We start from the raw sequence: 23,611 nt of genomic DNA on the forward strand, positions 1-23,611 counted from the left end.
CGACCATGAAATTCACCCTGTCCTGGCTGAAGGACCACCTCGAGACCGAGGCGGACGTGCATCAGATCGCCGAGGCCATGACCATGGCGGGACTGGAGGTCGAGGAGGTTCTCGACCCCGCCGCCAAGTTGGCGCCCTTCACCGTGGCCCGGATCGTCTCGGCCGAGCGGCATCCGAACGCCGACCGGCTGCAGGTCTGTCAGGTCGAGACGGTGGACGGGATGAAGGAGATCGTCTGCGGCGCGCCGAACGCGCGGGCGGGCCTGACCACCATCTACGCCCCCATCGGCGCCTATGTGCCGGGTCTGGGCGTCACACTGGTCGAGAAGCCGGTGCGCGGCGTGGTGTCCAATGGGATGCTGTGTTCGGCGTCGGAGCTGGAGCTGGCCGACGAGAGCGACGGCATTCAGGAGCTTCCGCCCGAGATCCCGGTGGGAACCCCGGTCGCGGGCCTGTTTGGGGCCGAGCCCGTCATCGATTTCGAGGTCACGCCGAACCGGCCGGACTGGCTGGGTGTCGCCGGGATCGCGCGTGATCTGGCCGCCGCCAGCGTGGGCAGGCTCAAGCATTTCGACATCGCCGTGGTGCGCGGCGGTTTCGCCTCGCCGATCTCGGTGCGGCTGGATGCGCCCGAGATGTGCCCGGTCTTCGCCGGGCGCGTCATTCGCGGCGTGCAAAACGGCCCGTCGCCGGCCTGGCTGCACAAGCGTCTGACCGCCATCGGCCTGCGCTCGATCAACCGTCTGGTCGATGTGACCAATCTGATCGCCTACGACCGCGCCCGCCCGCTGCACGTCTATGACCTGGCCAAACTGTCGGGAACCGAGATCGTGGTGCGGGGCGGTCTGACGTCCGCCGAGACGGGCGAGCACGAGCATCTGATCGCCCTGGACGGCAAGACCTATGTGGCCGGCCCGACCGACTGCGTCATCGCCGATGCGGGCGGCGAACGGCCCATCGGCCTGGGCGGCGTCATGGGCGGGGAATCGACCGGCTGCGACGACGACACCACCGACGTCTTCCTGGAAAGCGCCTGGTTCGATCCGCTGGTCATCGCCCAGACGGGGCGGACGTTGGGCATCCATTCCGACGCCCAATATCGGTTCGCGCGCGGCGTCGATCCGGTTTCGCTCACGCCGGGGCTGGAGCTAGCCACCCGCCTGATTCTGGACCTGTGCGGGGGCGAGCCGTCCGACATCGTCTTCGTCGGCGAACCCCCGGCCAGCCCTTCGCCCTTCGCCTTCGATCCCGCCCATGTGAAGCGACTGACGGGCATGGACCTGGCCGACGACCGGATCGGGACCATCCTGGGCCAGCTGGGCTTCCTGGTTCAGGCCGCGCCCGCCGGTCAGGCCGAGCCGTGGATCGTCACCCCGCCGTCGTGGCGCCGCGACGTGGAAGGCCCCGCCGATCTGGTGGAAGAGGTCGCCCGCATCGAAGGCTTCGACACTCTGCCTGAGGTCGCCCTGCCGCCGGTCGCCAACACCGCCGGGGGCGTGCTGAGCCCGCGTCAGGCCCGCGTCCGCACGGCGCGCCGGGCGCTGGCGGCGCTGGGATACGCCGAGGCCGTCACCTGGTCCTTCACCAAACAGTCGACGGCGGCCCTGTTCGGCGGCGGCGACGACAGGCTGGTGCTGGAGAACCCCATCGCGGCCGATCTGGACTGCATGCGGCCCTCGGCCCTACCGAACCTGATCCAGGCGGCCGCCCGCAACGCCGCGCGCGGTTTCGCCGACGCCGCCCTGTTCGAGATCGGCCCGATCTATCTGGGCGACGGGCCAGGCGATCAGCGCACGGTCATCGCCGGTCTGGTCGCGCCGCACGCCGCTCGCCACTGGGGCGGTCCGGCCGAGGACGCCCTGTTCGCGCTGAAGGGCGACCTGAACGCCGTGCTGGAGGAGATCGGCGCGCCGGTCGCCTCGCTGCAGCTGGTTCAGGGTCAGAACCGCGACTGGTGGCACCCCGGCCGTTCGGCTCGGCTGCAACTGGGACCCAAGAATGTGATGGTCGAGTTCGGCGAACTGCACCCGCGCGTGCTGAAGGCGCTGGATGCGGACGGCCCCATGCTGGGCTTCGAGATCGTGCTGGACAACGTCCCCGAGCCGCGCGGCAAGTCGGGCAAGGCGCGCGGGTCGGCCGACCTGTCGGCCTTCATGCCCCTGACCCGCGACTTCGCCTTCGTGGTCGAGGATGGGAAGCCGGTCGGCGATCTGGTCCGCGCGGCGACCGGCGCCGACAAGGCCCTGATCGCCGAGGTCCGCGTCTTCGACGTCTATCGCGGCAAGGGCGTGGACGACGGCTTCAAGTCCGTCGCCCTGGAGGTCGTTATCCAACCCCGCGACGCCACCCTGGCCGAGGCCGAGATCGAGGCCCTGACCGCCAAGGTCGTGGCGGCGGTGGAGAAGCAGGGCGGCAGGCTGCGGGGGTGATCGACCGGCTCACGGCAGGACGTCCAGAACCAGACCGAGGGCCAGGGCCGTCATCATCAGGCCGGTGACGGCGTCCAGAAGCCGCCAGGCGACGGGGCGGGCGAACACGGGCGTCAGGAGACGCGCGCCGAAGCCGATGGCCGCGAACCAGAGGAAGGAGAAGGTCGCGGCGCCGAGGACGAAGAACGGCCATTCCGGCCTCGGCAAGGACGATCCCACCGCGCCCATCAGCATCACCGTATCGATATAGACGTGCGGGTTCAGCAGGGTGAAGCCTGCGGTCGCGGCGATGGCGGCCCCGAACGACAGGGGCGCGCCGCCTTCGACGACGAAGGCCGAGGGCCGCAATGCGCGGCGGAAGGCGCCGAGGGCGTACCCCAGCAGGAAGGCCGCTCCGCCCAGGCTGAGGGCTAGCGTCAGGCCGGGAACGAGCGCCAGCATGGCGCCCAGCCCATAGACGCCCGCGAACACCAACACGGAATCGCAGGCCGCGCAGAACAGGACGATGGGCGCCACGTGCTCGCAGCGCAGACCCTGGCGCAGCACAAACAGGTTCTGGGCGCCGATGGAGACGATCAGGCCCGCCGACATGGCCAAGCCCTTCATCAGGGGAGGGAGGAAAAACGTCATCATGACCGCGCAATGCCATCGCGGGTCGATGTAGGATAACTAATCCTGCTTATGTCAGATTAGGTCGCCTAATGTTGGACTATGCCGCCCTCGCCGCCCTGTCGGCCGTCGTCCGCACCGGGGCCTTCGACGCCGCCGCAGCGCGGCTGGCCGTCACGCCGTCCGCCGTGTCCCAGCGCATCAAGGGGCTGGAGGAGCGTCTGGGCCTGCCGCTGATCGTGCGGTCCACGCCGTGCCGGGCGACGGAGGCGGGCGCGCGTCTGGTGGCGCATTTCGATCAGGTGTCCCTGCTGGAACATGATCTTCTGCAGGAGGGAGCGCCCTGGGCGGCGGCTTTCGGCGGGCCGCGCCCGACGGTGAGGCTGGCGGTCAATTCGGACAGTCTGGCCACCTGGATTCCCGCCGCCGTCGCCCGCTTCTCCGCCTCGGCCGAGACCACCCTGGCGCTGGTGCTGGACGACGAGAACCATACGGCCGAGCGGCTGCGGACGGGCGAGGTCATCGCGGCGGTGACGACGAACGGCAAGCCGGCGCCGGGGTGCCGCGTCGCGTCCCTGGGGCGGATGCGCTATGTCGCCACCGCCTCGCCGGCCTTTGCCGGGCGGTGGTTCGCGGATGGAGTGACGCAGGCGACCCTGGCCCCGGCGCCCGTGCTGCGGTTCGATCAGGACGACCGGCTTCAGGATCGGTGGGCCGCCCAGGCCGTCGGCCGGTCCCTTTCGGCGCCCACATACTGGGCGCCGTCGACGCAGGGGATGCTGGACCTGACCCTGGCCGGGGTCGCCTGGTCAATGACGCCCGAGACGATCGCGGCGCCGCTGGTCGCGGCCGGGCGCCTGGTCCGGCTGAAGCCCGAAACGTCGCTGGACGTGCCCCTGTTCTGGCAACATCTGCGGATCGCCTCGCGCACCCTTGAGGGCCTGACCCGCGCGGTGCGGGAGGAGACGCGACACTGGCTGATCTGACACCATGACCGCGCGCGGCCGGGGCGCCGGTAAGGTCCGGTTAACCTTGAAGCCGCAAGGGTGCCGCAAAGGTCGGGGACGGTGGCGTCGAGTTCGGCGTCTCAGCCGGCCGTCTTCCCGCCGTCTCTCGGAGCGCCCTCATGCATCGTCGCCAACTGATCCTTTCGGGCATCGCCACCGCCGCCGGCGCCTCGTCCCTGGGGGCCTGCGCCACCTCGCCGGCGCGCGATCCCAACTATCCGATCGCGTCGGACCAGAACGCCCAGGCCTACAGTTTCGACGAGCTGGTGGCGGCCGGATCGCGCGAACTGGGCATCGCGGCCGAGGTCGTGGGCGGCGCCATCGAGCGCGTCTTCGCCGATCAGGGCGACCGCCCGACCGCCTATATCGCGGGCGAGGAAGGCTCCGGCGCCGTGGTCGTGGGCGCGCGTTACGGACGCGGCGCCCTGCATATGAAGGACCTGTCGGCCTCGCAGGAGGTGTTCTGGCAGGGCGCATCGGTGGGCTGGGACTGGGGCGGCAACGCCAGCCGCGTCTTCACCCTGGTCTATGGCCTGTACCACCCCGACATGATCTATCGCCGCTATCCGGGGATCGAGGGTTCGGCCTATCTGGTGGCCGGTCTGGGCGTGAACTATCAGCGCGCGGACGGCATCGTCCTGGCCCCGATCCGCACCGGCGTCGGCCTGCGCCTGGGCGCCAATGTCGGCACCATGAGCTATAGCCGCCAGCGTAACCTGCTGCCGTTCTAGGTCCACGCGCCGTCCGTCTCGACCTGAGGACCGGGCGTCGGTCGGGCTGTGCGTCGATCCTGTCGCATGCGCGGCGGATCATCCGATCCTCGGGGCAAGCCCGAGGATGACGCCAGTTTTGGGTGGGGCGTTCTAGCTCACCAACCGCAACGGCGGCGGGGCGTCCATCAGGGCCGCCAGGCCCTCGCGCCAGGTCGGATAGTGCGGACGCCAGCCCAGTTCGGCCTTGGCCAGGGCGTTGGAGACGCGCTTGGAGTCCAGATAGAAGCGGCGCATGGCCTCGCTGACGCTGTCGTCGGTCCAGTCGACCTCGGGTGGGCGGGGCAGGCCCATGCGGTCCGCCGCCCATTCCATCACCACATCGGCGGGCGCGGGTTCGTCGTCGATCAGATTATAGGCCGCGCCGGGACGCGGACGGGCCATCGAGGCGAACAGGCCCGAGACGATGTCATCGATGTGGATGCGGTTGAAGATCTGGCCCGGCTTCCTGACCAGCCGGGCCGTGCCGTCGCGCAGGCGCTCCACGACGTTGCGGCCGGGGCCGTAGAAGCCGGGCAGGCGGAAGATCTGCACCGTCAGCCCCATGCCCTGCGCCCCGTCCAGCCAGTCGCGCTCGGCCCGGACGCGACGCGCCCCCTCCAGATTGGCGGCGTTCAGCGGGCCGTCCTCGAACACCCAGCCGCCAGCCCGGTCGCCATAGACGGAGGTGGAGGAGAGATAGCCGATCCAGTCGGGCCAGGCGTCGCCCGCCAGCGGCCCCAGGGCGCGCAGGGCGGGACAGCCGTGGGCGTCGGGCGCGGCGGTGATCAGGACGGCGCCGGCGGCCTCCAGCGCGGTCTTCAGGGCGGCCGCGTCGGCGGGGTCCAGGGCGGCGATCCCCTCGGCCTCCAGCGAACGCCGACGGTCGGGATCGCGCGAGGTGGCGGTCGCCCGCCCGCCGCGCCGGATCGCCTCCAGCGCCGCCGCCCGCCCCACATAGCCGCCGCCGAAGACCAGCAGATTCGGGACGGCGGCGTCAGCAGGCATGGGATCGGAACTCGGTCGGCGAAGGGTCAGGCGGACAGGGCTTGGTCGGCGGCGGGCGGCGGCCCATCGGATTTCAGCGCCTCGGCGCGGCGTTGGTTCCAGGCGGACACGCAGGGCACGCGGCCCAGGTCGGCGCGGTCGGCGTAGCGGCGGGCGATGTCGGTCACGTCCTGCATCAACCCCTCCGCCAGGGTGATGGGTTTCAGCCCCAGTTCGCGGAACTGGTCGTTGGCCACGACCAGATCGTTCTCGTCCGCCTCCTGACGCGGATTGGGCAGGTTCTGGATTTCGGCGCCGGTCAGATCAGCGACCATCCGGGCCAGGTCGCGCACCCGGCGGCTCTCGGTCATCTGGTTCAGGATCTTGACCCGGTCGCCCCGGCGCGGCGGGTTCTTCAGCGCCAGTTCGACGCAGCGCACCGTGTCCTGGATGTGGATGAAGGCTCGCGTCTGGCCGCCCGATCCATGCACGGTCAGCGGATGGCCCAGGGCCGCCTGCATCAGAAAGCGGTTCAGCACCGTGCCATAGTCGCCGTCATAGTCGAAACGGTTGATCAGCCGCTCGTCCGCCCGGGTTTCCCGCGTCTGGGCGCCCCAGACGATGCCCTGGTGCAGGTCGGTGATCCGCAGCTGGTCGTTGCGGGCGTAGAACTGGAACAGCAGGGCGTCCTGCGTCTTGGTCATATGATAGATGCTGCCCGGATTGGGCGGGAACAGGATTTCCTGTTCGGCGGGGCCGTTGTCGGTGTCCACCGTCACTTTCAGATAGCCCTCGGGGATGCGAAGGCCCGCCGTGCCGTAGCCATAGACCCCCATCGTCCCCAGGTGGGCCAGATGCACGTCCAGCCCGCTTTCGACGATGGCGGCCAGCAGGTGGTTGGTGGCGTTGATGTTGTTGTCGACGGTGTAGAGCTTGTGCCGCGCCGACTTCATCGAATAGGGGGCCGCCCGCTGTTCGGCGAAATGGACCACGCTGTCGGGTTTCAGGTCGCGGATCAGGGCGACAAGCCGGTCGAACTCCTTGCCCACCGTCATGTTGACGAAGCCGATGTCGCGGCCGGAGACGTCCTTCCACGCCCTGATCCGTTCGCCCATCGTGCGGATCGGGGTCAGGGACTGGATTTCCAGCTCGTTGTCGATGTTGCGGCGGCTGAGGTTGTCGACGACGGTGACGTCCCACCCTTCGGCCGACAGGTGCAGGGCCGTGGGCCAGCCGCAGAAACCGTCGCCGCCCAGAACCAGAACACGCATGGGGGAAGCCTCGTCGTCGTCTCAAACCCCCTGCCTAGCCCAGCCGAGCGGCTGCGGCAAAGGACGGCTGTTAAAGTCGCGGTGCGACGCTTTGACGAATCCCCCTTGGAAAGGCGCCGCGCACAGGCTAAGTCAGGCCTGTCTCCCACTCAAACGCAGCTTTACGGGCGCATACCCGGCTGTTCGCGGCTTGAGCCGATCATGACGGTCGGTCCCGAAAGGACCGGCGCACCATGCGGGCGACAAGGCATTCCGACAGATCGACAATCGGGGATCGGCCCCGAGCGAAACGGAACCCAGAAACGGACGAACCCGGCCATCGGCCTGGCCTCGTCCCTGCACACGGTAGCGCGAATGAGAGATTTCAAGGGCATGAAGCGTCAGCGCGGACGCAATCGGAACAAGGCGGGCGCCAATAACGCCAACAACGCCAATCCGAATCGTTCGTGGGATTCGCAAGGCCCCGAGAACATCAAGGTCCGGGGCAACGCCCAGACCGTGTACGAACGCTATCAGCAGCTGGCCCGCGACGCGGCGTCCAGCGGCGACCGGGTGCTGGCCGAAAACTATCAGCAGCACGCCGAACACTATTACCGGGTGCTGCGCGCGCTGCAGCCCCAGCGGTCCTTCTCCGACATCGCCGCGCGCGAACAGTCGAACCAGGGCTTCGACATCGATTTCGAGGACGAATCGGGCGTTCAGGCCGCCGCCTTCCTGGCCGCTCAGCAGGCCGCCGAGCGTCAGGCCGCCGAAGCCGCCGAACGCGCCGAGCAGAACCAGAATCAGCCCCGCGACCGCGACCGTGACCGTGATCGCGACTACAACCGCGACCGGGATCGGGACCGCGATCAGAACCGTGAACCGCGCGAGCCGCGCGAAGAGGGTGAGGCCCGCGCCGAGGGCGAGGGCGGCGGTCGTCGCGAGAGCCGCCGCGAACGCTGGGAGCGCCGCCGCGAGGAACGCAACCGTCGCTTCGACAACCGCGAGGAGGGCGCCGAGGACGCCGCCGCCCGCGCCGACGCCGAACCCGCACAAATGGACGCCCCCGTCGCCGAAATCCCGGTCGTCGAGACGTCTGCGGATGTCGCGGCCGAGCCGGCGGCCGACGCCCGTCCCGCCCGCCGTCCACGTCGCAGCGCCGCCGCCACGACGGACGAGGGCGAGGCCCCGACCGCCCTGCCGGGCTTCCTGACCCGCGCGCCCGCCGCCGCTTCGCCCGCCGCTTCGACGGACGGCGAGGCCGAGGCCCCGGTTCGCCGTCGCGCCCCGCGTCGCAAGCCCGAGGCCGCCGTCAGCGAAGACTGACGACGGCTTTACGATCCTGCAACTCTGACGGGTTATTCCTGGCGCCTGGGAGGGCGTCATGGATATCGTCTTGTGGGTCCTGTCCCTGGCCTTGGCGGGGATGTTCGCGGGGATCGGGCTGTGGCTTCGCGCACAGAGCGCGGTCGCCCGCCTGACCCGTGACCGGACGCGGCTGGAGGCTCGCCTCGCCGAGGCCGACGAGACGCAGCGCCGGGCCGTGGGCGTGGTCGAGGCCGAGGTGCGCCGCCTGACCGCCGAGGACGCCGCCAAGGGCCGGATCATCCAGGCCCTGTCCCATGAACTTCGCACGCCCCTGACCACCCTGATGGGCTTCACCCAGCTGCTGCGGACCCATGCGGAAGCCGAGCGGTTGACGCAGCGCCAGTCGCAGGGCCTGCGGCAGATCGAGGGCGCCGGCGCGGTCCTCCTGGCCCTGATCGAGGAGGCGGACGAGGTCGTGGCCTCGGGCGAGGCCGGCGCCCCGCCCTTTCTCCAGCGGGTCGATCTGCGTCTGGCCCTGCGTCAGGTCTGCGACGGGCTGGAGCCGCAGGCGCGACAGGCGGGCGTGACCCTGGCCTGTCCCGAGGCGCAGTCGGGCCTGGGCGTCATTGCCGATCCGGTCGCGGTGCGGCGCATCCTGCGACGGCTGGTCGTCAACGCCCTGAACCATTCGGCGCCGGAAACGACGGTGCGGATGACGGCGGCGCGGCAAGGGGAACGGGTGACGATCGACATCCACGATCCCGCCCGTATGCCCGAGACGGCGACGCTCCGGCCGTTCCAGCCGTTGGACGGACAGGACGCGCGGGGCGGCACTGCCGTCGGGCTGGGCGCAGCGCAACGCCTGGCCGAGCGGATGGGCGGGCGGCTGGACGCCGCGCGCGACGCCTGGGGCGCGACGACCTTCTCCCTCGTCCTGCCGGCGGCGGGCGCGGATGCGGCGACGCGGGACGGGCCGCAGGCGACGGTCCTCTATGTCGAGGACAATCCGGCCAACGTCGCCCTGATGCGTCAGGCGGTCGAGGCGCTGGGCCTGACGCTGCACGCCGCGACGACGGGGACGGAGGGGCTGGAACTGGCGCGCGCCCTGGGACCGGACGTGATCCTGCTGGATCTGGGGCTTCCCGGCATGGACGGTTTCGAGGTCAAGGCGGCGCTGGGCGTCGACCCGGTCACGCGCGACATTCCCGTCCTTGCCGTGACGGCGGCGGGCGGGCCTGAGGACCGGCGACGCGGACGTGCGGCGGGCTTCGAGGCCTATCTGACCAAGCCGCTGGACCTGAACGCCCTGGCCGACGCCCTCTCTCGCGTCCTGTCCCGCGTTTTGCCTGGCGGCCTTGACGGGGACCGGCGTCAAAGGGCCTAAGGGACCGATCTCGCCGTCAGGTTTCGCCCAGGGTCAGCGTTCGATGCCTCAGTTCGCCCGGTTGGTTTCGTCCCGTCTTCGCAGCCGTTTCGGCTTGCGCCTGGCCCTGCTGGGCGGGTTGGCGACCCTGGCCGCCTGCGCCGCGACCCCTCCGCCGCCTCCGCCGCCGCCCGCCGCGACGGGTTCGGGGGCCGCGCCCCTGATGGACTGGCGCGGGGTCATCACCTCGGGCGACCGGGACCGTTATCGCCGCGTCGACGCCGCCTGGACCCTGGCCCTGCAACAGGCGCGTCGCCAGCCGGGATCGGGCGATCTGAGCGGTCTGGGCGATCTGATCCAGCCCAAGGCGGCCCGGCCCGGCGTCGCGCCTGCACCCGGCGACTATCGCTGCCGCACCGTCAAACTGGGCTCGCAGGGCGGCGAGGACGGGCTGGGCTATGTCGTCTATGGCTGGTTCGCCTGCCGCATCGAACAGACGCCGCGCGGGCTGAAATTCTCCAAACTAACCGGCTCGCAGCGCCCGTCCGGCCTGCTGTTCCCCGAGAACGACCGCCATATGGTGATGCTGGGGTCGATGGCCTTGGCCCAGGAGCCGGCCGCCAACTCCTATGGCCGCAACGCCGAGCGCGATCTGGTCGCCATCCTGGAACGGATCGGAGAGGCGCGCTGGCGGCTGGTCGTGCCCTGGCCGCAGAACGAATCGAACCTGGACCTGATCGAACTGGTCCCCGGCCGGGCGCCCGCCTGATCCCTGAAGGCTGAACCGGGAGAGGGCCGCAGCGTTTCCTTCGTCGTAATCGAAGGAGGCGCCCATGCGCGGCACATCGTTGATCCTGTCCCTGACCACGGCGACGGCCCTGTCCGCCGCCCTCGCGGCCTGTGGGGACAATCGTCCGGCCAGCCCGGCCCAGACTTCGCCTGCCGAGACGTCGCCCGCCGTGTCCGCGCCCGCCGCCGGGGGTCCGCCACAGGCCGCGCCGGAGGCCGTGGCGACCCCACAGCAGGCGGCCGCGACGCCCGCAGGCTCGCCCGAAGGCGGGATGCAGGGCGGAACGGACGACTGGCGCAAGGTCGCCAGGCCCGGCGACGCCTCCGCTCTCGGTCGCATGGACGAGGCCTGGCGTCTGGCCCGCGCCGAGGCCGAGAAGGCCGGCTTCTCCCGTCAGGTCGAGGCGCTGGGACCGCTGGCCGATCCCAATGCGGGCCAGAGCGGACGGCTGCAGCCCGCGCCCGGAACCTATCGCTGCCGCACGATCAAGATGGGCAGCCGCGATGGGGCGGGCCTGGCCTATGTCGACTATCCGTGGTTCGCCTGTTCGGTCGAGATGACGCCCGGCGGTGACCTGATCCTGAGCAAGACCACCGGATCGCAGCGGACGCAGGGCCTGCTGTATCCCGACACGGATCGCCGTCTGGTCTATGTCGGCGCCCAGGCCTGGGGCGACGAGGCCCACTATCCCCGCTATGGCCAGACGCCCGAGCGCGACCAGCTGGGCGTGCTGGAACGGATCGGCCAGAACCGCTGGCGCCTGGCTATTCCCTGGCCCAAGCAGGAGGCCAAGCTGGAGCTGCTGGAGATCGTTCGGTAGGCCGTCCCAGGTTTGGGTTGATCGTCATTCCAGAGGCTGCAAACGCGCTTCTTGAGCATTCGACGGTCGAAACGCATAGGGTTCATCACAACGGGCACAGCGAGGTCACGACGAACACAACGGAGACGTACTCCGTTCCGGCAAGGTACCAGGGCCTGCGGCGGAGAAGCCGCAGACTTATCAATGGCTTGAGACCTAGGGGCGACCCCATCGGGTCTCGTCGTGGTCTTCGTGACTTCGCTGTGCCCGTTGTGATGAAAGCCTTTCAGGCTCTGGGTTCCGGGTTCTTCGCTTCGCTCAGCCCCGGAATGACGAGAATCCCGCCTGCCCCTCACCGCGCCCCGGTCGAGCGGGCGATGGCGGCGCGCATGCCTTCGGCGTGCAGGGCGCCGGAGGGGGCGATCTTGGTGTTGGGGGTTTCGGCCGGGCCGGTGTCGACGGTGCGGTCTTCGGGGCCGGTCCAGCGCGGGGTGTCGGCCTTTCGCGCCACGGCCTTGCGCAGATTGGCGGTCGCGGAACGCCCGTCCTTGCGCGCCGCCATTTCGTCGACCACGCGGTCGATGGCCTCAGTCAGCAGCGCCTTCTTCTCGCGCGCGCCCGTATCCGGCTCGTCGCGACCGTCGCGCACGCGGGTTCGGATCTGACGCTGCACCCTGTCGCGCCGCGCGCGCAACCGTCCGATCAGGTCGCGCAGCTCGGCCGGGCCGTGATCGTTCAGGGCCTTGGACTGCTCCACCATCTGGGCCTCGTCACGGTCGAGCGCGCGGGGGTTCTGGATCTTGGACATGACGGTCTCCCTTCGGATTGATGGGAAGACAGCGCATCGTCCCGGACCCCGTTCCGGCTTTGCGACCCTGGGTCACAGCCGGCGGGCCACTCTCACACCCGCGTCAGGCGCAGGTCCTGATAGTCGTAGCTGAAGTCGATGTCGGGGCTGACGCCCTTCATCGTGGCGGTCGCCGGGCGGGCCGTCTGGATGGCGAAGGTGACGAAGGCGTCCTCCTCGCGCTTGTCGGGGAAGCGGGTGCGGAAGGTCTCGCCGTCATAGGGCTCCAGCCAGCCCTGCAGGGCGGGGGTATGGGTGAAGCGCAGCCACAGGCCGCTCTTGCGATTTCGGCCCCGGCCCTCGGTGCGCGGTTCGATGACGATGTCGCCATACCAGGGGTCGCGCCAGGTTCCGGCATAGGCGTCCAGCGGCATGGCGGGCGGGGCGCCGGCGCGTTGCTTGGCGTCGATCTCGACGGCGGCGGCCTGGGACTTGGCCTCGCCCTCGGCCTCCAGCTTCTTGGAATCGGCGATCCAGTCGACGTCCACCTTGCCCATGCACAGGTCGGTGATGCCCGAGCGCAGGGCGCGCAGCAGGAAGCTCTCTTCCGCATTGGAGAAGATGCAGAAGCCGGTCTTGCGGCCGGGGATCAGCACCGTCGCCGAAATCCCGCCGGGCGAGCCGCCGCCGTGGCTGGCGATCCGCTCGCCGCGATAATCCTGAACCTGCAGACCCATGGCGTAGGTCGAGGCGATCGACCGATTGGGCAGTTCCGCCGTCGGTCCCGGCGACGAGCCGACGATGATGTTGGGGCGATACATCTCGCGCGCGGCGTCTTCGGAATACAGCCGGGTTCCGTCGGCCAGCCTGCCCTCGTTCAGGCGCACGGCGATCCATTTGGCCCAGTCGGTCGGAGTGGTGCAGACGCCCCCCGCCGCCGCGGCCGAATCCCAGTTCCAGACCTCGACGATGGACTGGGCGATCTGGACCATCGGCCCGTGGGTCCGCAGCGGCGGCCCGACGCGGGCGTGGGGCAGGGCGGACTTCGACGCATCCGCCAGACGGGCCAGAGGGACCGTCTCGGTCATGCCCACCCGGTCCAGGATGCGCGTCTGGATGAAGGTCTCCCACGCCATGCCCGACACGGCCTCCAGCACCGCCCCGGCGACCACGAACATCAGGTTGCAGTAGTGATAGCGCGCCCGGAATCCGTCCTCGATCGGCACGAAGGCGGCCTGGGCCACCACCTCGGCGCGGGTGCGATCCGAATTGGGCCAGAACAGCAGGTCGCCGGCGCCCAGGCCGAAGCCGGCGCGGTGGCTGAGCGTATCGCGCACCGTGATGTGTTCGCCGATATAGGGATCGGACAGTTTGAAGTCGGGCAGATAGGTTTTGACGGGTTCGTCCCATTTCACCTTGCCCTCGTCGACCAGGATGGCCAGGGCGGCGGCGGTGACGTTCTTGGTGTTGGAAGCGATGGCGAACAGGGTGTGTTCGTCCGCGCGGGCCGACTTGCCCTGAACCTTGACGCCATAACCGCGCGCCAGAATCGTCGCCCCGTCCTTGACCACGGCGACGCCCAGCGCCGGCTGATCGGGCCAGGCCGCCATGCATTTCGCCACATAGGCGTCCACCGCCTGGACCAGGGAGGCGTCGTCGTTCGCCGCCGAAGTTTGGGCCCCCGTCTGGGCGAAAGCCGGCTGCGCCGCCAGCGCTGCGGCGCCGCCCGAGGCGAACAGGGATCGGCGCGAAAGGCGAAGGGACATGGCGAACTCCGACGAAGACGCCGCGACGCTAGCGCCCCGCGTCGGCTTACGCCAGTCGCCACCCCTGCAGCTTGTCCAGGACGTCGGCGACGATCTGGCCCTGGGTGAAGCCGGTGATGTCGTGGGGGCGTTCGCCGGCGCCGGTCTGGGCGGTCAGGCGCCATTCCAGCGGGCGGCGGCCGACCGGCGCGTCGCGCTGGGTGATAGCGGGGCGGGCGCGCGAACGGGCGCCCAGCCGATACATGAACACCCGGTCGGCGTGGCGGATGGTCAGCCAGGCGGCGGCCTCGTCGCGGCCGATCTCGGCGTCGGAATCCTCGGCGCCCAGGGCGGCGTAAACCGTCTCCAGCGCGGGCAGGCCCTGGCGTTCGATCTCTTTCAAGATGTCGGTGCGGCTGGCGGGCGTCATGATCCGCTTCAACTGCTGCGACAGGGGGGCGCCTTCGGTATTGAGGATTTCACCCGTCAGGTCGGCGTTCATCTGGCGGAACAGGCCCGCGACCAGCAGGATCATGATGATGCAGAAGGGCAGGGCGGCCACCAGGGTCGCGGCCTGCAAGGCCCCAAGGCCCCCCGCCAGCAGCAGCAGGGCCGCCGCCGCCCCCTGCATGACGCACCAGTAGATCCGCTGCCAGCGCGGGGTGTCGTCCGCCCCGCCCGAGGCCAGGGTGTCGATCACCAGAGAGCCGGAATCCGCCGAGGTCACGAAGAAGACCCCCACCAGCAGGATCGCCAGGGTCGAGGTGAACAGGGTTCCCGGCAACTGTTCGAAGAAGTGGAACATCGCCGTGGACAGGTCGGCCTGAACGGCCTGGGAGATCGCGCCCGCCGCCTGGCCCATGTCGTAGGCCATGGCCGTATTGCCGAAGACCGTCATCCACAGGAAGGTGAAGCCGGTCGGAACCAGCAGCACTCCGACCACGAACTCGCGCACCGTGCGCCCGCGCGAGATGCGGGCGATGAACATGCCCACGAACGGCGACCAGGCGATCCACCAGGCCCAGTAGAACAGGGTCCAGTCCGCCATCCAGGCGCGCGGCTCATAGGCGTAGAGGGTGAAGGTGCGCTGGAAGAAGTGATCCAGATACAGGCCGAAATTCTGCACCAGCGCCCGCATCAGGAACAGCGTCGGTCCCGCGAACAGCACGAACAGCATCAGGCAGACGGCCAGGAGCAGGTTCAGCTCCGACAGCCGCCGCACGCCCTTCTCCACGCCCGACAGCACCGACAGGGTCGCGACCCCCATCACCGCCACGATCAGCCCAACCTGGATCAGCACCGTGTTCGGAATGCCGAACACATAGTCCAGGCCCGCCGCCATCTGGGCCACGCCCAGCCCCAGCGAGGTGGCGATGCCGAACAGGGTGCCGCAGATGGCGAAGATGTCGACCGCATCGCCGATCGGCCCGTTGATCCGCTTGCCCAGCAGGGGATAGAGGCCTGACCGCATGGTGAGCGGCAGGCCCTTGCGGTGGGCGAAATAGGCCAGGCTGAGCCCCACCACCGCATAGATGGCCCAGGCGTGGACGCCCCAGTGGGTGAAGGTGATGACCATGGCCTCGCGCGCCGCATTCACCGTACCCGGCGCCTCGTCCGGCGGGGCGATATAGTGCTGAACCGGCTCGGCGACGGCGAAATACATCAGGCCGATGCCCATGCCCGCCGCGAACAGCATGGCCAGCCAGGACAGATAGGGGAAGTCCGGCTCGGCGTCGTCCGGCCCCAGTTTCAGCCGCCCGGTCGGCCCCGCCGCCAGCCAGACCACCGCCCCCAGAAAGCCCGCGACGGCGGCGACGTAGAACCAGCCGAAGGTGTCGATCACCCAGGCCTGGGCGTGGCCGAAGATCAGGTCCGAGGTCCGGGGCGCCACCAGCGTCGACAACAGAAGGACGCCGGCGATGCCGCTGGCGCCCCAGAAGACGCGGGGATTCATTTTCGTGGTCAGCATCGGGCCAAAGCGTATGGCGAAGCTGAGGGTTCCAAACCTTGGCCGCATCCCCGCCACGCGCATGAAGAAGATGTAACTTTGCATTTCAAAGTAACGTCGGTAGTCACGGGCATCGACGGGCGCTTCAGACGCCCGCGCTCTCTCTTTCAGGATCGCCGGGGCATGACCTCTTCCAAACTCGTTCTCATGGTGGGCGTCGCGTCTGTCGCCCTGCCCGGCGCCGCGCTGGCGCAGTCGCAGACGCCGGCTGCAACGCAGGCTCAAACGCCCGCCGCCCGCACGGCGCCGGCCCAATCGACCCCGCAGCAGCCGGCCAGCGTCGGCGACGTGGTGGTCAACGCCCGCGCCGCCGACGTTCGGGCCTCCATCGATTCGACCAGCTACAGCCTGGCCAACGATCTTCAGGCCCAGACCGGCACCCTGGCCGAGGCCCTGCGCAACGTCCCCTCGGTCGAGGTCGATCCCGACGGCAACGTCAGCCTGCGCGGCGATTCCAACGTCACCATCCTGGTCGACGGCCGCCCCTCGACCCAGTTCAACGGCCCCAGCCGGGGGCAGATGGTGCAGCAGATTCCGGCCGCCCAGTACGCCCGCATCGAGGTCATGACCAATCCGTCGGCGGCCTACAGCCCCGAAGGCTCTGGTGGGGTCATCAACCTGATCACCAAGCCGTCGGTGGTGCGCCCGACCCAGACGACCACGGGTTCGATCCGCGCCAACGTCGGCGACGACGGCCGCTACAACATCGGCGGCAACGTCGCCCATGTGAACGGCAAGCTGACCCTGTCGGCCGACGTCGGCCTGCGTCACGACGGCTATGTCGCCGAAACCAGCCGCGTGCGCGAAAGGCTGGACGCGGGCTCGGGCCGCTTTCTGCAGTCGCGCCAGAGCCAGAACGTCGACGGGGCGTCCGACAGCGCCTACGTCCGCCTGTCCGCCGAATACAATCTGGACGCCAAAACCCAGCTGGTCGGCGAACTGCGCCACACCGACGTCGATGCGGGCGGCGACGGCGTGACCCTTTACGAGGCCGACAGCGCGGCCGGCGGCATCGGTTCGGCCTATCGCCGTGCAGGCGACGGTCGCTTCCAGGGCCAGTTCTCGGGCGCGACGGCGCGGGTGCTGCGCCGCTTCGACGACCAGGGCCACGAATGGACCAACGAGGTCCGCTTCGACCGCAACACCTTCAACTTCAGCTCCAACAGCCTGGTCGATCAGCAGATCCCGGCGGCCGCCGACTTCATCGAGGCGACGGCCAACGAGAACCACCAGGACCAGTGGGGCGTGACCAGCGCCTATGTCCGGCCGCTGTCGGACGGCGGCAAGCTGCGCCTCGGCTACGAACTTCAGGCCACGCTGCTGCAGCTGGACAACGGCGTCGAACGCGGGGCGTCCCAGGCGACCCTGACGCCCGACCCGCTGGTCTCCAACCGCTTCGACGTCGATCAGGTCGTCCACGCCCTGTACGCCACCTACGAAAAGCCGTTCAGCGAGAAGCTGTCGGCCCAGTTCGGCCTGCGTCTGGAACAGGCGAACCTGGACCTGGATCAGGTCACGAGCGGCGTGAAGACGTCCCAGGACTATTTCCGCGCCTATCCGACCGGCCATCTGTCCTACAAGCTGAACGACAAGGACACGCTGCGCGCCAGCTACAGCCGTCGCATCCAGCGGCCCGGCCCGGCCGATCTGAACCCCTTCCTGGCCTATGGCGATCCGCAGAACTATCGCTCGGGCAATCCGAACCTGCAGCCGCAGGAAACGGATTCGTTCGAACTGAACTGGCAGCGCCGGGTCCAGCAGACCTTCTATCAGGCGACCCTCTATTACCGCGACACGAACAAGGCCTTCACCCAGACGACGACGGACACCGGAAACGGCGTCTTCCTGACCCGGCCCGAGAACCTGGGTTCCAGCACCTCGACCGGGCTTGAACTGGTGGCCAACGGGCCGCTGCTGCCGACCCTGCGCTACAGCGCCAGCCTGAACGTCTATCGCCAGGAGATCGACGCCGCCGGCATCGTCGGCGCCCAGGATCGGTCGGGCGACGCCGTTTCGGGTCGTCTGTCGCTGAACTGGCAGGCCACGCCCAAGGATTTCGTCCAGGTCACGGGCATCTGGAGCGGCGACCAGCTGCTGGCCCAGGGCGTGCGCGAGCAATCGACCTTGGTCAACCTGGGCTATCGCCGCAAGCTGAACGACGCCTGGTCGATGCAGGCGACGATCCGCGACGTGTTCGACGATTTCGGTTCGACCACCACCCTGACGACCCCGACCTTCCGCGAGCGTTCGGAACAGAGCTTCGGCGGCCGGGCGGCCTATATCGGCCTGACGTGGAACTTCGGCGGCGGCCAGCGCCGGCCCGAACAGTTCGACTTCCAGGGGCCGACGACCGGCGGCTGATCGCGCCTGCTTCCTTCCGGCCCGCCCGCCGACTATCAGTGCGGATCGGGGGAGATGAGGATGCGAGTGTTCAGGCCCATTCTGGCAGGCGCGACCCTGCGCGACCGCGCCTTCGCCTGTCTGGGCGCCCTTGGCGGCATGGGTCTGGTCGGCTTCGTCTCGCACTGGCTGATCGGCGCGGACAAGGCGGCGCATCTGGTTCTGATCGGCTCCATCGGCGCCTCGGCGGTGCTGGTCTTCGCCGTGCCCGCCAGCCCCCTGGCCCAGCCCTGGCCCGTGCTGGGCGGCAATGTCGTCTCGGGCCTGGTCGGGGTGGTCGTGGCCCATACGATCCCCGATCCGATGATCGGGGCGGCGGTCGCGGTCGGGGTCGCCATCGCCGCCATGTCCCTGCTGGGCTGTCTGCATCCGCCGGGAGGCGGAACCGCCCTGACGCCGGTGCTGGTCGGGCCGAGCATCGGCTGGATGTTCCCCCTGGCGCCGGTCGCGCTGAATGCGGTCCTGCTGATCGGCGCAGCCTGGCTGTTTCACCGCCTCGCCCGCCACGCCTATCCGCACCGGGCCGAGACGGTCGCCCCCGGTCCGCTGGCGATTTCCGAGGCGGACATCGACGCCGCCCTGGCCGAGTTGCACGAACCGCTGGACGTCAGCCGCGACGACCTGAAGGCCGTCGCCGTTCTGGCCGCTCGCCACGCGGCGTCGCGACGCAAATCCTGAAGCCGCCCTCTTGTGTGCCTCGCAGGCCACACCATCTCGGAGACGAAGGCCCAGGGCGTCGCTTCCTGCGAGGGCGCCGACGGGTGATTGTCCGCCTTTCAGGGGATGCCCAGAATGAATCTCGAACTCTACTCCGACCGCGCCAAACAGGCCGTCCAGTCGGCCCAGTCGCTGGCGCTCGCGCGCCGTCACCAGCAGTTCGCGCCGGAACACCTGCTGAAGGTGTTGCTGGAGGAACGCGACGGACTGGCGCGCAATCTGATCACCGCCGCCGGCGGGGACGCCCGCCGCGCCGAAGCCGATGTCGAAACCGCCCTGAAGAAGCGCGCCCAGGTCTCTGGCGGCTCGGGCCAGCTTTATCTGGACGGCGACACCGCCCGCGTCTTCGCCGCCGCCGAGGAGGCCTCCAAAAAGTCCGGCGACGCCTTCGTCACCACCGAACGGCTGCTGGCCGCGCTGGCCAAGGAAGGCGGGGTCGCCGCCGAGGTGCTGAAAGCCTCGGGCGTCACGGCCGACAAGCTGGACGCCGCCATCGCCGAGGTCAGGAAGGGCAAGACCGCCGACTCGGCGGGCGCCGAGGATGGCTATGACGCCCTGAAACGCTATGCCCGCGACCTGACCCTGGCCGCCCGCGACGGCAAGATCGACCCGGTCATCGGCCGCGACGAGGAGATCCGCCGCACCATCCAGGTCCTGGCCCGCCGGACCAAGAACAACCCCGTCCTGATCGGCGAACCCGGCGTCGGCAAGACCGCCATCGTCGAGGGTCTGGCCCTGCGGATCGTCAACGGCGACGTGCCCGAGAGCCTGCGCGACAAGACCGTCATGGCGCTGGACATGGGCAGTTTAATCGCGGGCGCCAAATACCGCGGCGAGTTCGAGGAGCGGCTGAAATCCGTCCTGTCCGAGGTGTCGGCGGCCGAGGGCGGGATCATCCTGTTCATCGACGAGATGCACACCCTGGTCGGCGCCGGAAAGGGCGACGGGGCGATGGATGCGTCCAACCTGCTGAAGCCTGCTTTGGCGCGTGGCGAACTGCACTGCGTCGGCGCCACGACGCTGGATGAGTATCGCAAGCACGTCGAGAAGGACGCGGCCCTGGCCCGTCGCTTCCAGCCGGTCTTCGTCGCCGAACCGACGGTGGAGGACACCGTCTCCATCCTGCGCGGCCTGAAGGAGAAGTACGAGGTCCACCACGGGGTGCGGATCAGCGACAGCGCCATCGTCGCCGCCGCCACCCTGTCGAACCGCTACATCACCGACCGCTTCCTGCCGGACAAGGCCATCGACCTGATCGACGAAGCCGCCAGCCGCGTTCGCATGGCCGTGGACTCCAAGCCCGAGGCCCTGGACGAGATCGACCGCCGCCTGGTCCAGCTGAAGATCGAACGCGAGGCCCTGAAGAAGGAAACCGACACGGCCTCCCAGCATCGTCTGGAAAAGCTGGAAGACGAGATCGCCGATCTGGAAGGCCAGTCCGACGACCTGACCGCGCAATGGAAGGCCGAAAAGGACAAGGTAGGGCAGGGGGCGCAACTGCGTGAAACCCTGGATCGCCTGCGCCTGGAACTGGCCAACGCCCAGCGCGCCGGCGACTTAGGGAGAGCGTCGGAGATCGCCTACGGCCAGATCCCGCAGATCGAAAAACAGCTGGAAGAGGCCGAGGCCAACGAGACCTCCGGCGCCTCAGGTCGTGGTGGTCCCCTGACCCCCGAGGTCGTCGACGCCGAACAGATCGCCGCCGTCGTCAGCCGCTGGACCGGCGTGCCCGTCGACAAGATGCTGGAGGGCGAGCGCGAGAAGCTGCTGACGATGGAGACCGCGCTGGGCGGCCGCGTCGTGGGTCAGGACGAGGCCTTGGCCGCCGTGTCGGACGCCGTGCGCCGCGCGCGCGCCGGCCTGAACGACCCCAACCGTCCGCTGGGCAGCTTCCTGTTCCTGGGGCCGACCGGCGTGGGCAAGACCGAACTGACCAAGGCGCTCGCCGACTTCCTGTTCGACGACGAGGCGGCCATCACCCGGCTGGATATGTCGGAATATATGGAGAAACACTCGGTCAGCCGCCTGATCGGCGCCCCTCCCGGCTATGTCGGCTATGACGAGGGCGGCGCCCTGACCGAGGCCGTGCGCCGTCGCCCCTATCAGGTCGTCCTGTTCGACGAGGTCGAAAAGGCTCACCCCGACGTCTTCAACGTGCTGCTGCAGGTGCTGGACGACGGCCGCCTGACCGACGGCCAGGGCCGCACCATCGATTTTAGGAACACCCTGATCATCATGACCTCCAACCTGGGCAGCCAGTATCTGGCCGATCAGGGCGAGGGCGATGACGTGGAGGCCGTGCGCCCCTTCGTCATGGACGCCGTCCGCGCCCACTTCCGGCCCGAGTTCCTGAACCGGATCGACGAGATCATCCTGTTCCACCGCCTCGGTAGAGCGCAGATGGGGGGCGTCGTCCGCATCCAGCTGTCACGCTTCGAGAAGCTGCTCGCCGACCGCCGCCTGACCCTGGACCTGGACGACAGCGCCCTGGCCTGGCTCGCCGACCGCGGCTACGACCCCGCTTATGGCGCACGACCCCTGAAACGCGTCATCCAGAAGGACCTGGTCGACCCGATCGCGAGGAAGCTGTTAGCCGGCGAGATCGAGGACGGCGGGGTGATCGCCGTGACGGCGGGCGAGGGCGGTCTGGAGATCGGGAAGATGCGGGTGCATTAGCATTGGACCCTAGCTTAGAGGCGAGTTTGCGGGCACACGCTTGCGTTATTTTTGCCACCACCTAGAGTGCAAGAAAGCGAGGCGGAAATGGCAAAAAAAGTTGCTCGGCGCATCTACGAATACGCGCTTCATAAACATCGGGGGGCGGGTAGCTACCGTGACCTTTTCGAGTCAATTTCGCAGGTTGATGACGCCGAACTTCTTGTTAAAGTTGGCCACAAGAAAATATTTATCTTCCACCCTAAAGAGCTGAACGGCGAGCTGTTCTTTCGAGCCCTATGGGTTAAGGACGACCGCGAATTTCTTCGATTCAATCAAGCTGAATTGGAAGAACACGAAGACGAGTTAGATCGTGACGACCGGTTTGCAGTAGCTGCGCACGGTGTCGTCATGCCTGAGTCTCGTAAACTCCTATTTGAGTATGTCCGAGGCGGCCCCAAAGCCGAAGAGTTTGTGACTGCGATACAAGATATCCTTCAGAACAACATAGACGGGTATAAAAATCTCAGTTTGACTGCAGTTCCTGAGTACGCCGGTTCGTTTTCCGATGAAGTATCAGCTCTAGAGAGAATAAAATCAGTGCGTCTGGATCTAGTTCGGCCAAATATAGATTGGTCGGATGAGGCCGATAGGCTTCACGAACTAGCAGACGAATCAAATGCGAAACGGATTTCTGTAGAAGCGGTAGCTTCAAGAAGCGAAAGTCTTACACGTGATGACGGTATTGTCGCAATTGTGACAGAGCAATCAGATGGGGATATGTCTCACGTCACGCGAGCGGTCGTTGAGGGTCAGCGCCCTGGTGAAAGCGGCACAACAACGATTAGATCTGATGATCATGTGAAATTTGATCGTGGCTCCGTCGATACCGACAGTAGTGGCGGAGCAAATATTTTGTCGGCATTGGCAATGTTTGGCAATCTTATTCGCAAACGAAACCGGAGGCGCGATTAGTATGGTCGCGGGAACTGGTCTATATTTTTCCAGATATGTGCGACCTCAGGCCGGGGCTATTATGCGCTCGCCCCATCTTTGGTTGGCATTACTGATTGGATTGATCGTTGTCACACATGGTAGGGCTTATAGAGGGTTTATAGCGCCAGACATTACCGAAGTTTTTGTCAACTATAACTTCATGGTATTTGGATTTACTATCGCTGCCCTTACCATTGTATTTGCTGTGCCGACCCAAAAATTCGTCAACTTCCTCGCGGAGTCAGGTGAGAAAATTCCTCGTAACGTTACGGGTCCATGGGAAAAGGCGCTTTTTATAATGTCGTGGAATGGTTTTGTTCATTTCTGCGCTCTTGTTTCTTCACTAAGTGTTTTGATATTCTCGTTTAATGAATCGAACGGACAGAAAACTTTATACTGGAGCATGTCAGAGCCAATAGTGGCTAGCGTATACTTTGTATATGTGTCTTTACAAGTTTATGCATTATTACAGTTTCTAGCTTCGCTTCTATCAGTATACTTTTTTTGCGCAGTCTTTATTGCACATGCAAAGAAAAATACGGATTAGTGTCTGCTATTTTCGTAAGATCTAACTGGCAGGCTGTTGGCGGTCTTGATCGTTCAAGATGATCTTGTTGCGTTCCCAAATTCCCCTGTCGATGACCAGCCGCAGCGGCACGCAGGCGAAATCCACCACATAGCCGCCGATCGGATGCTGGCGACGCATCTTCCAACCGTCGACGGCGCCGCCGCGCAACCGCGCCCAGATCCGGTCCTCGGCCAAGCCGCCGTCTTGGCGCAGTCCGCGAGCGCGCGGCGTCAGGCGGTTGGTCGTCATGGGCGGCTCCTCGTGGCGCACCCTAATGCAAAGCCGCCAGCCCGCGCATCTGCGACGCGCACCGTCAACGATTCCAACACCCTGCCGCCCGCCAGCGTCATTCTCCTGCCCAAGGCTCCAAACCGTGCGATCCTGTCTCGGTTCGTCCGCAGGGGACGCATCGCACGGCCGGGGAGGGGCAATTCAGACGAATTA

The 23,611-nt window shown here is 67.7% G+C and carries 18 protein-coding genes; 11 read left to right on the plus strand and 7 right to left on the minus strand.

Features of this window, described 5'->3' with window-relative positions; all coding sequences use genetic code 11:
* Positions 1-5: 5 nt before the first annotated feature.
* Positions 6-2,429, plus strand: coding sequence for a phenylalanine--tRNA ligase subunit beta (gene pheT, locus SH203_RS12870; RefSeq protein WP_087121355.1), 2,424 nt, complete (start codon positions 6-8; stop codon positions 2,427-2,429).
* 9 nt (positions 2,430-2,438) lie between these two features.
* On the opposite strand, the gene SH203_RS12875 is transcribed toward pheT, so the two are convergent.
* Positions 2,439-3,059, minus strand: a complete 621-nt coding sequence (locus tag SH203_RS12875) for a LysE/ArgO family amino acid transporter (RefSeq protein WP_087121496.1) — start codon at positions 3,057-3,059, stop codon at positions 2,439-2,441.
* Between the two features lie 71 nt (positions 3,060-3,130).
* Here SH203_RS12875 and SH203_RS12880 point away from each other — a divergent pair, with 71 nt between their 5' ends.
* Together SH203_RS12880 and SH203_RS12885 are read left to right on the plus strand one after the other, a co-directional pair.
* Entirely contained in the window at positions 3,131-4,024 is an 894-nt protein-coding gene (locus SH203_RS12880; RefSeq protein WP_087121356.1) for a LysR family transcriptional regulator ArgP, read from the plus strand.
* Positions 4,025-4,164: 140 nt separating this feature from the next.
* Positions 4,165-4,776 (plus strand): DUF1134 domain-containing protein, encoded by a 612-nt coding sequence (locus SH203_RS12885; protein ID WP_087121357.1) that lies wholly within the window; start codon positions 4,165-4,167, stop codon positions 4,774-4,776.
* Positions 4,777-4,908: 132 nt separating this feature from the next.
* Here the strand turns inward: SH203_RS12885 and SH203_RS12890 are convergent, their stop codons facing one another.
* Together SH203_RS12890 and SH203_RS12895 are read right to left on the minus strand one after the other, a co-directional pair.
* Entirely contained in the window at positions 4,909-5,802 is an 894-nt protein-coding gene (locus SH203_RS12890; protein ID WP_087121358.1) for an NAD(P)-dependent oxidoreductase, read from the minus strand.
* Between the two features lie 26 nt (positions 5,803-5,828).
* Positions 5,829-7,052, minus strand: coding sequence for an NAD-dependent epimerase/dehydratase family protein (locus tag SH203_RS12895; RefSeq protein ID WP_087121359.1), 1,224 nt, complete (start codon positions 7,050-7,052; stop codon positions 5,829-5,831).
* Between the two features lie 354 nt (positions 7,053-7,406).
* On the opposite strand from SH203_RS12895, the gene SH203_RS12900 reads away from it, so the two are divergent.
* The 4 genes from SH203_RS12900 to SH203_RS12915 all read left to right on the plus strand — a co-directional run bounded on the left by SH203_RS12900 (position 7,407) and on the right by SH203_RS12915 (position 11,312).
* On the plus strand, positions 7,407-8,357 hold the full coding sequence (locus tag SH203_RS12900; RefSeq protein ID WP_087121360.1) for a DUF4167 domain-containing protein: 951 nt from the start codon (positions 7,407-7,409) through the stop codon (positions 8,355-8,357).
* Positions 8,358-8,415: 58 nt separating this feature from the next.
* The gene (locus tag SH203_RS12905) at positions 8,416-9,723 is read left to right on the plus strand and encodes a response regulator (RefSeq protein ID WP_087121361.1); all 1,308 of its coding nucleotides are present in this window, start codon (positions 8,416-8,418) and stop codon (positions 9,721-9,723) included.
* A 43-nt stretch (positions 9,724-9,766) separates the two neighbouring features.
* Positions 9,767-10,471 (plus strand): DUF4893 domain-containing protein, encoded by a 705-nt coding sequence (locus tag SH203_RS12910; RefSeq protein ID WP_087121362.1) that lies wholly within the window; start codon positions 9,767-9,769, stop codon positions 10,469-10,471.
* A 64-nt stretch (positions 10,472-10,535) separates the two neighbouring features.
* The gene (locus SH203_RS12915) at positions 10,536-11,312 is read left to right on the plus strand and encodes a DUF4893 domain-containing protein (protein ID WP_087121363.1); all 777 of its coding nucleotides are present in this window, start codon (positions 10,536-10,538) and stop codon (positions 11,310-11,312) included.
* Between the two features lie 331 nt (positions 11,313-11,643).
* Here SH203_RS12915 and SH203_RS12920 read toward each other — a convergent pair whose 3' ends face one another.
* The 3 genes from SH203_RS12920 to SH203_RS12930 all read right to left on the minus strand — a co-directional run bounded on the left by SH203_RS12920 (position 11,644) and on the right by SH203_RS12930 (position 15,792).
* Positions 11,644-12,099 carry a hypothetical protein gene (locus SH203_RS12920; RefSeq protein WP_087121364.1) on the minus strand — a complete coding sequence of 152 codons (456 nt, stop codon included), beginning with the start codon at positions 12,097-12,099 and terminating at the stop codon, positions 11,644-11,646.
* Positions 12,100-12,191: 92 nt separating this feature from the next.
* Positions 12,192-13,844: a serine hydrolase gene (locus SH203_RS12925; RefSeq protein ID WP_087121365.1), complete on the minus strand. Its 1,653-nt coding sequence runs from the start codon at positions 13,842-13,844 to the stop codon at positions 12,192-12,194.
* A 46-nt stretch (positions 13,845-13,890) separates the two neighbouring features.
* Positions 13,891-15,792, minus strand: a complete 1,902-nt coding sequence (locus tag SH203_RS12930; protein ID WP_087121366.1) for a BCCT family transporter — start codon at positions 15,790-15,792, stop codon at positions 13,891-13,893.
* Between the two features lie 162 nt (positions 15,793-15,954).
* Here SH203_RS12930 and SH203_RS12935 point away from each other — a divergent pair, with 162 nt between their 5' ends.
* The 4 genes from SH203_RS12935 to SH203_RS15405 all read left to right on the plus strand — a co-directional run bounded on the left by SH203_RS12935 (position 15,955) and on the right by SH203_RS15405 (position 22,578).
* Positions 15,955-18,192 carry an outer membrane beta-barrel family protein gene (locus tag SH203_RS12935; RefSeq protein WP_087121367.1) on the plus strand — a complete coding sequence of 746 codons (2,238 nt, stop codon included), beginning with the start codon at positions 15,955-15,957 and terminating at the stop codon, positions 18,190-18,192.
* A gap of 66 nt (positions 18,193-18,258) precedes the next feature.
* Entirely contained in the window at positions 18,259-18,909 is a 651-nt protein-coding gene (locus tag SH203_RS12940; protein WP_200808944.1) for an HPP family protein, read from the plus strand.
* Between the two features lie 114 nt (positions 18,910-19,023).
* Positions 19,024-21,624: an ATP-dependent chaperone ClpB gene (clpB, locus tag SH203_RS12945; protein ID WP_087121369.1), complete on the plus strand. Its 2,601-nt coding sequence runs from the start codon at positions 19,024-19,026 to the stop codon at positions 21,622-21,624.
* Positions 21,625-21,711: 87 nt separating this feature from the next.
* The gene (locus tag SH203_RS15405) at positions 21,712-22,578 is read left to right on the plus strand and encodes a hypothetical protein (RefSeq protein WP_143275738.1); all 867 of its coding nucleotides are present in this window, start codon (positions 21,712-21,714) and stop codon (positions 22,576-22,578) included.
* Between the two features lie 589 nt (positions 22,579-23,167).
* On the opposite strand, the gene SH203_RS12950 is transcribed toward SH203_RS15405, so the two are convergent.
* Positions 23,168-23,416 carry a DUF559 domain-containing protein gene (locus SH203_RS12950; protein WP_087121370.1) on the minus strand — a complete coding sequence of 83 codons (249 nt, stop codon included), beginning with the start codon at positions 23,414-23,416 and terminating at the stop codon, positions 23,168-23,170.
* Positions 23,417-23,611 lie beyond the last annotated feature (195 nt).

The sequence above is a fragment of the Brevundimonas sp. SH203 genome (assembly GCF_002157625.1).
Lineage (GTDB): Bacteria > Pseudomonadota > Alphaproteobacteria > Caulobacterales > Caulobacteraceae > Brevundimonas.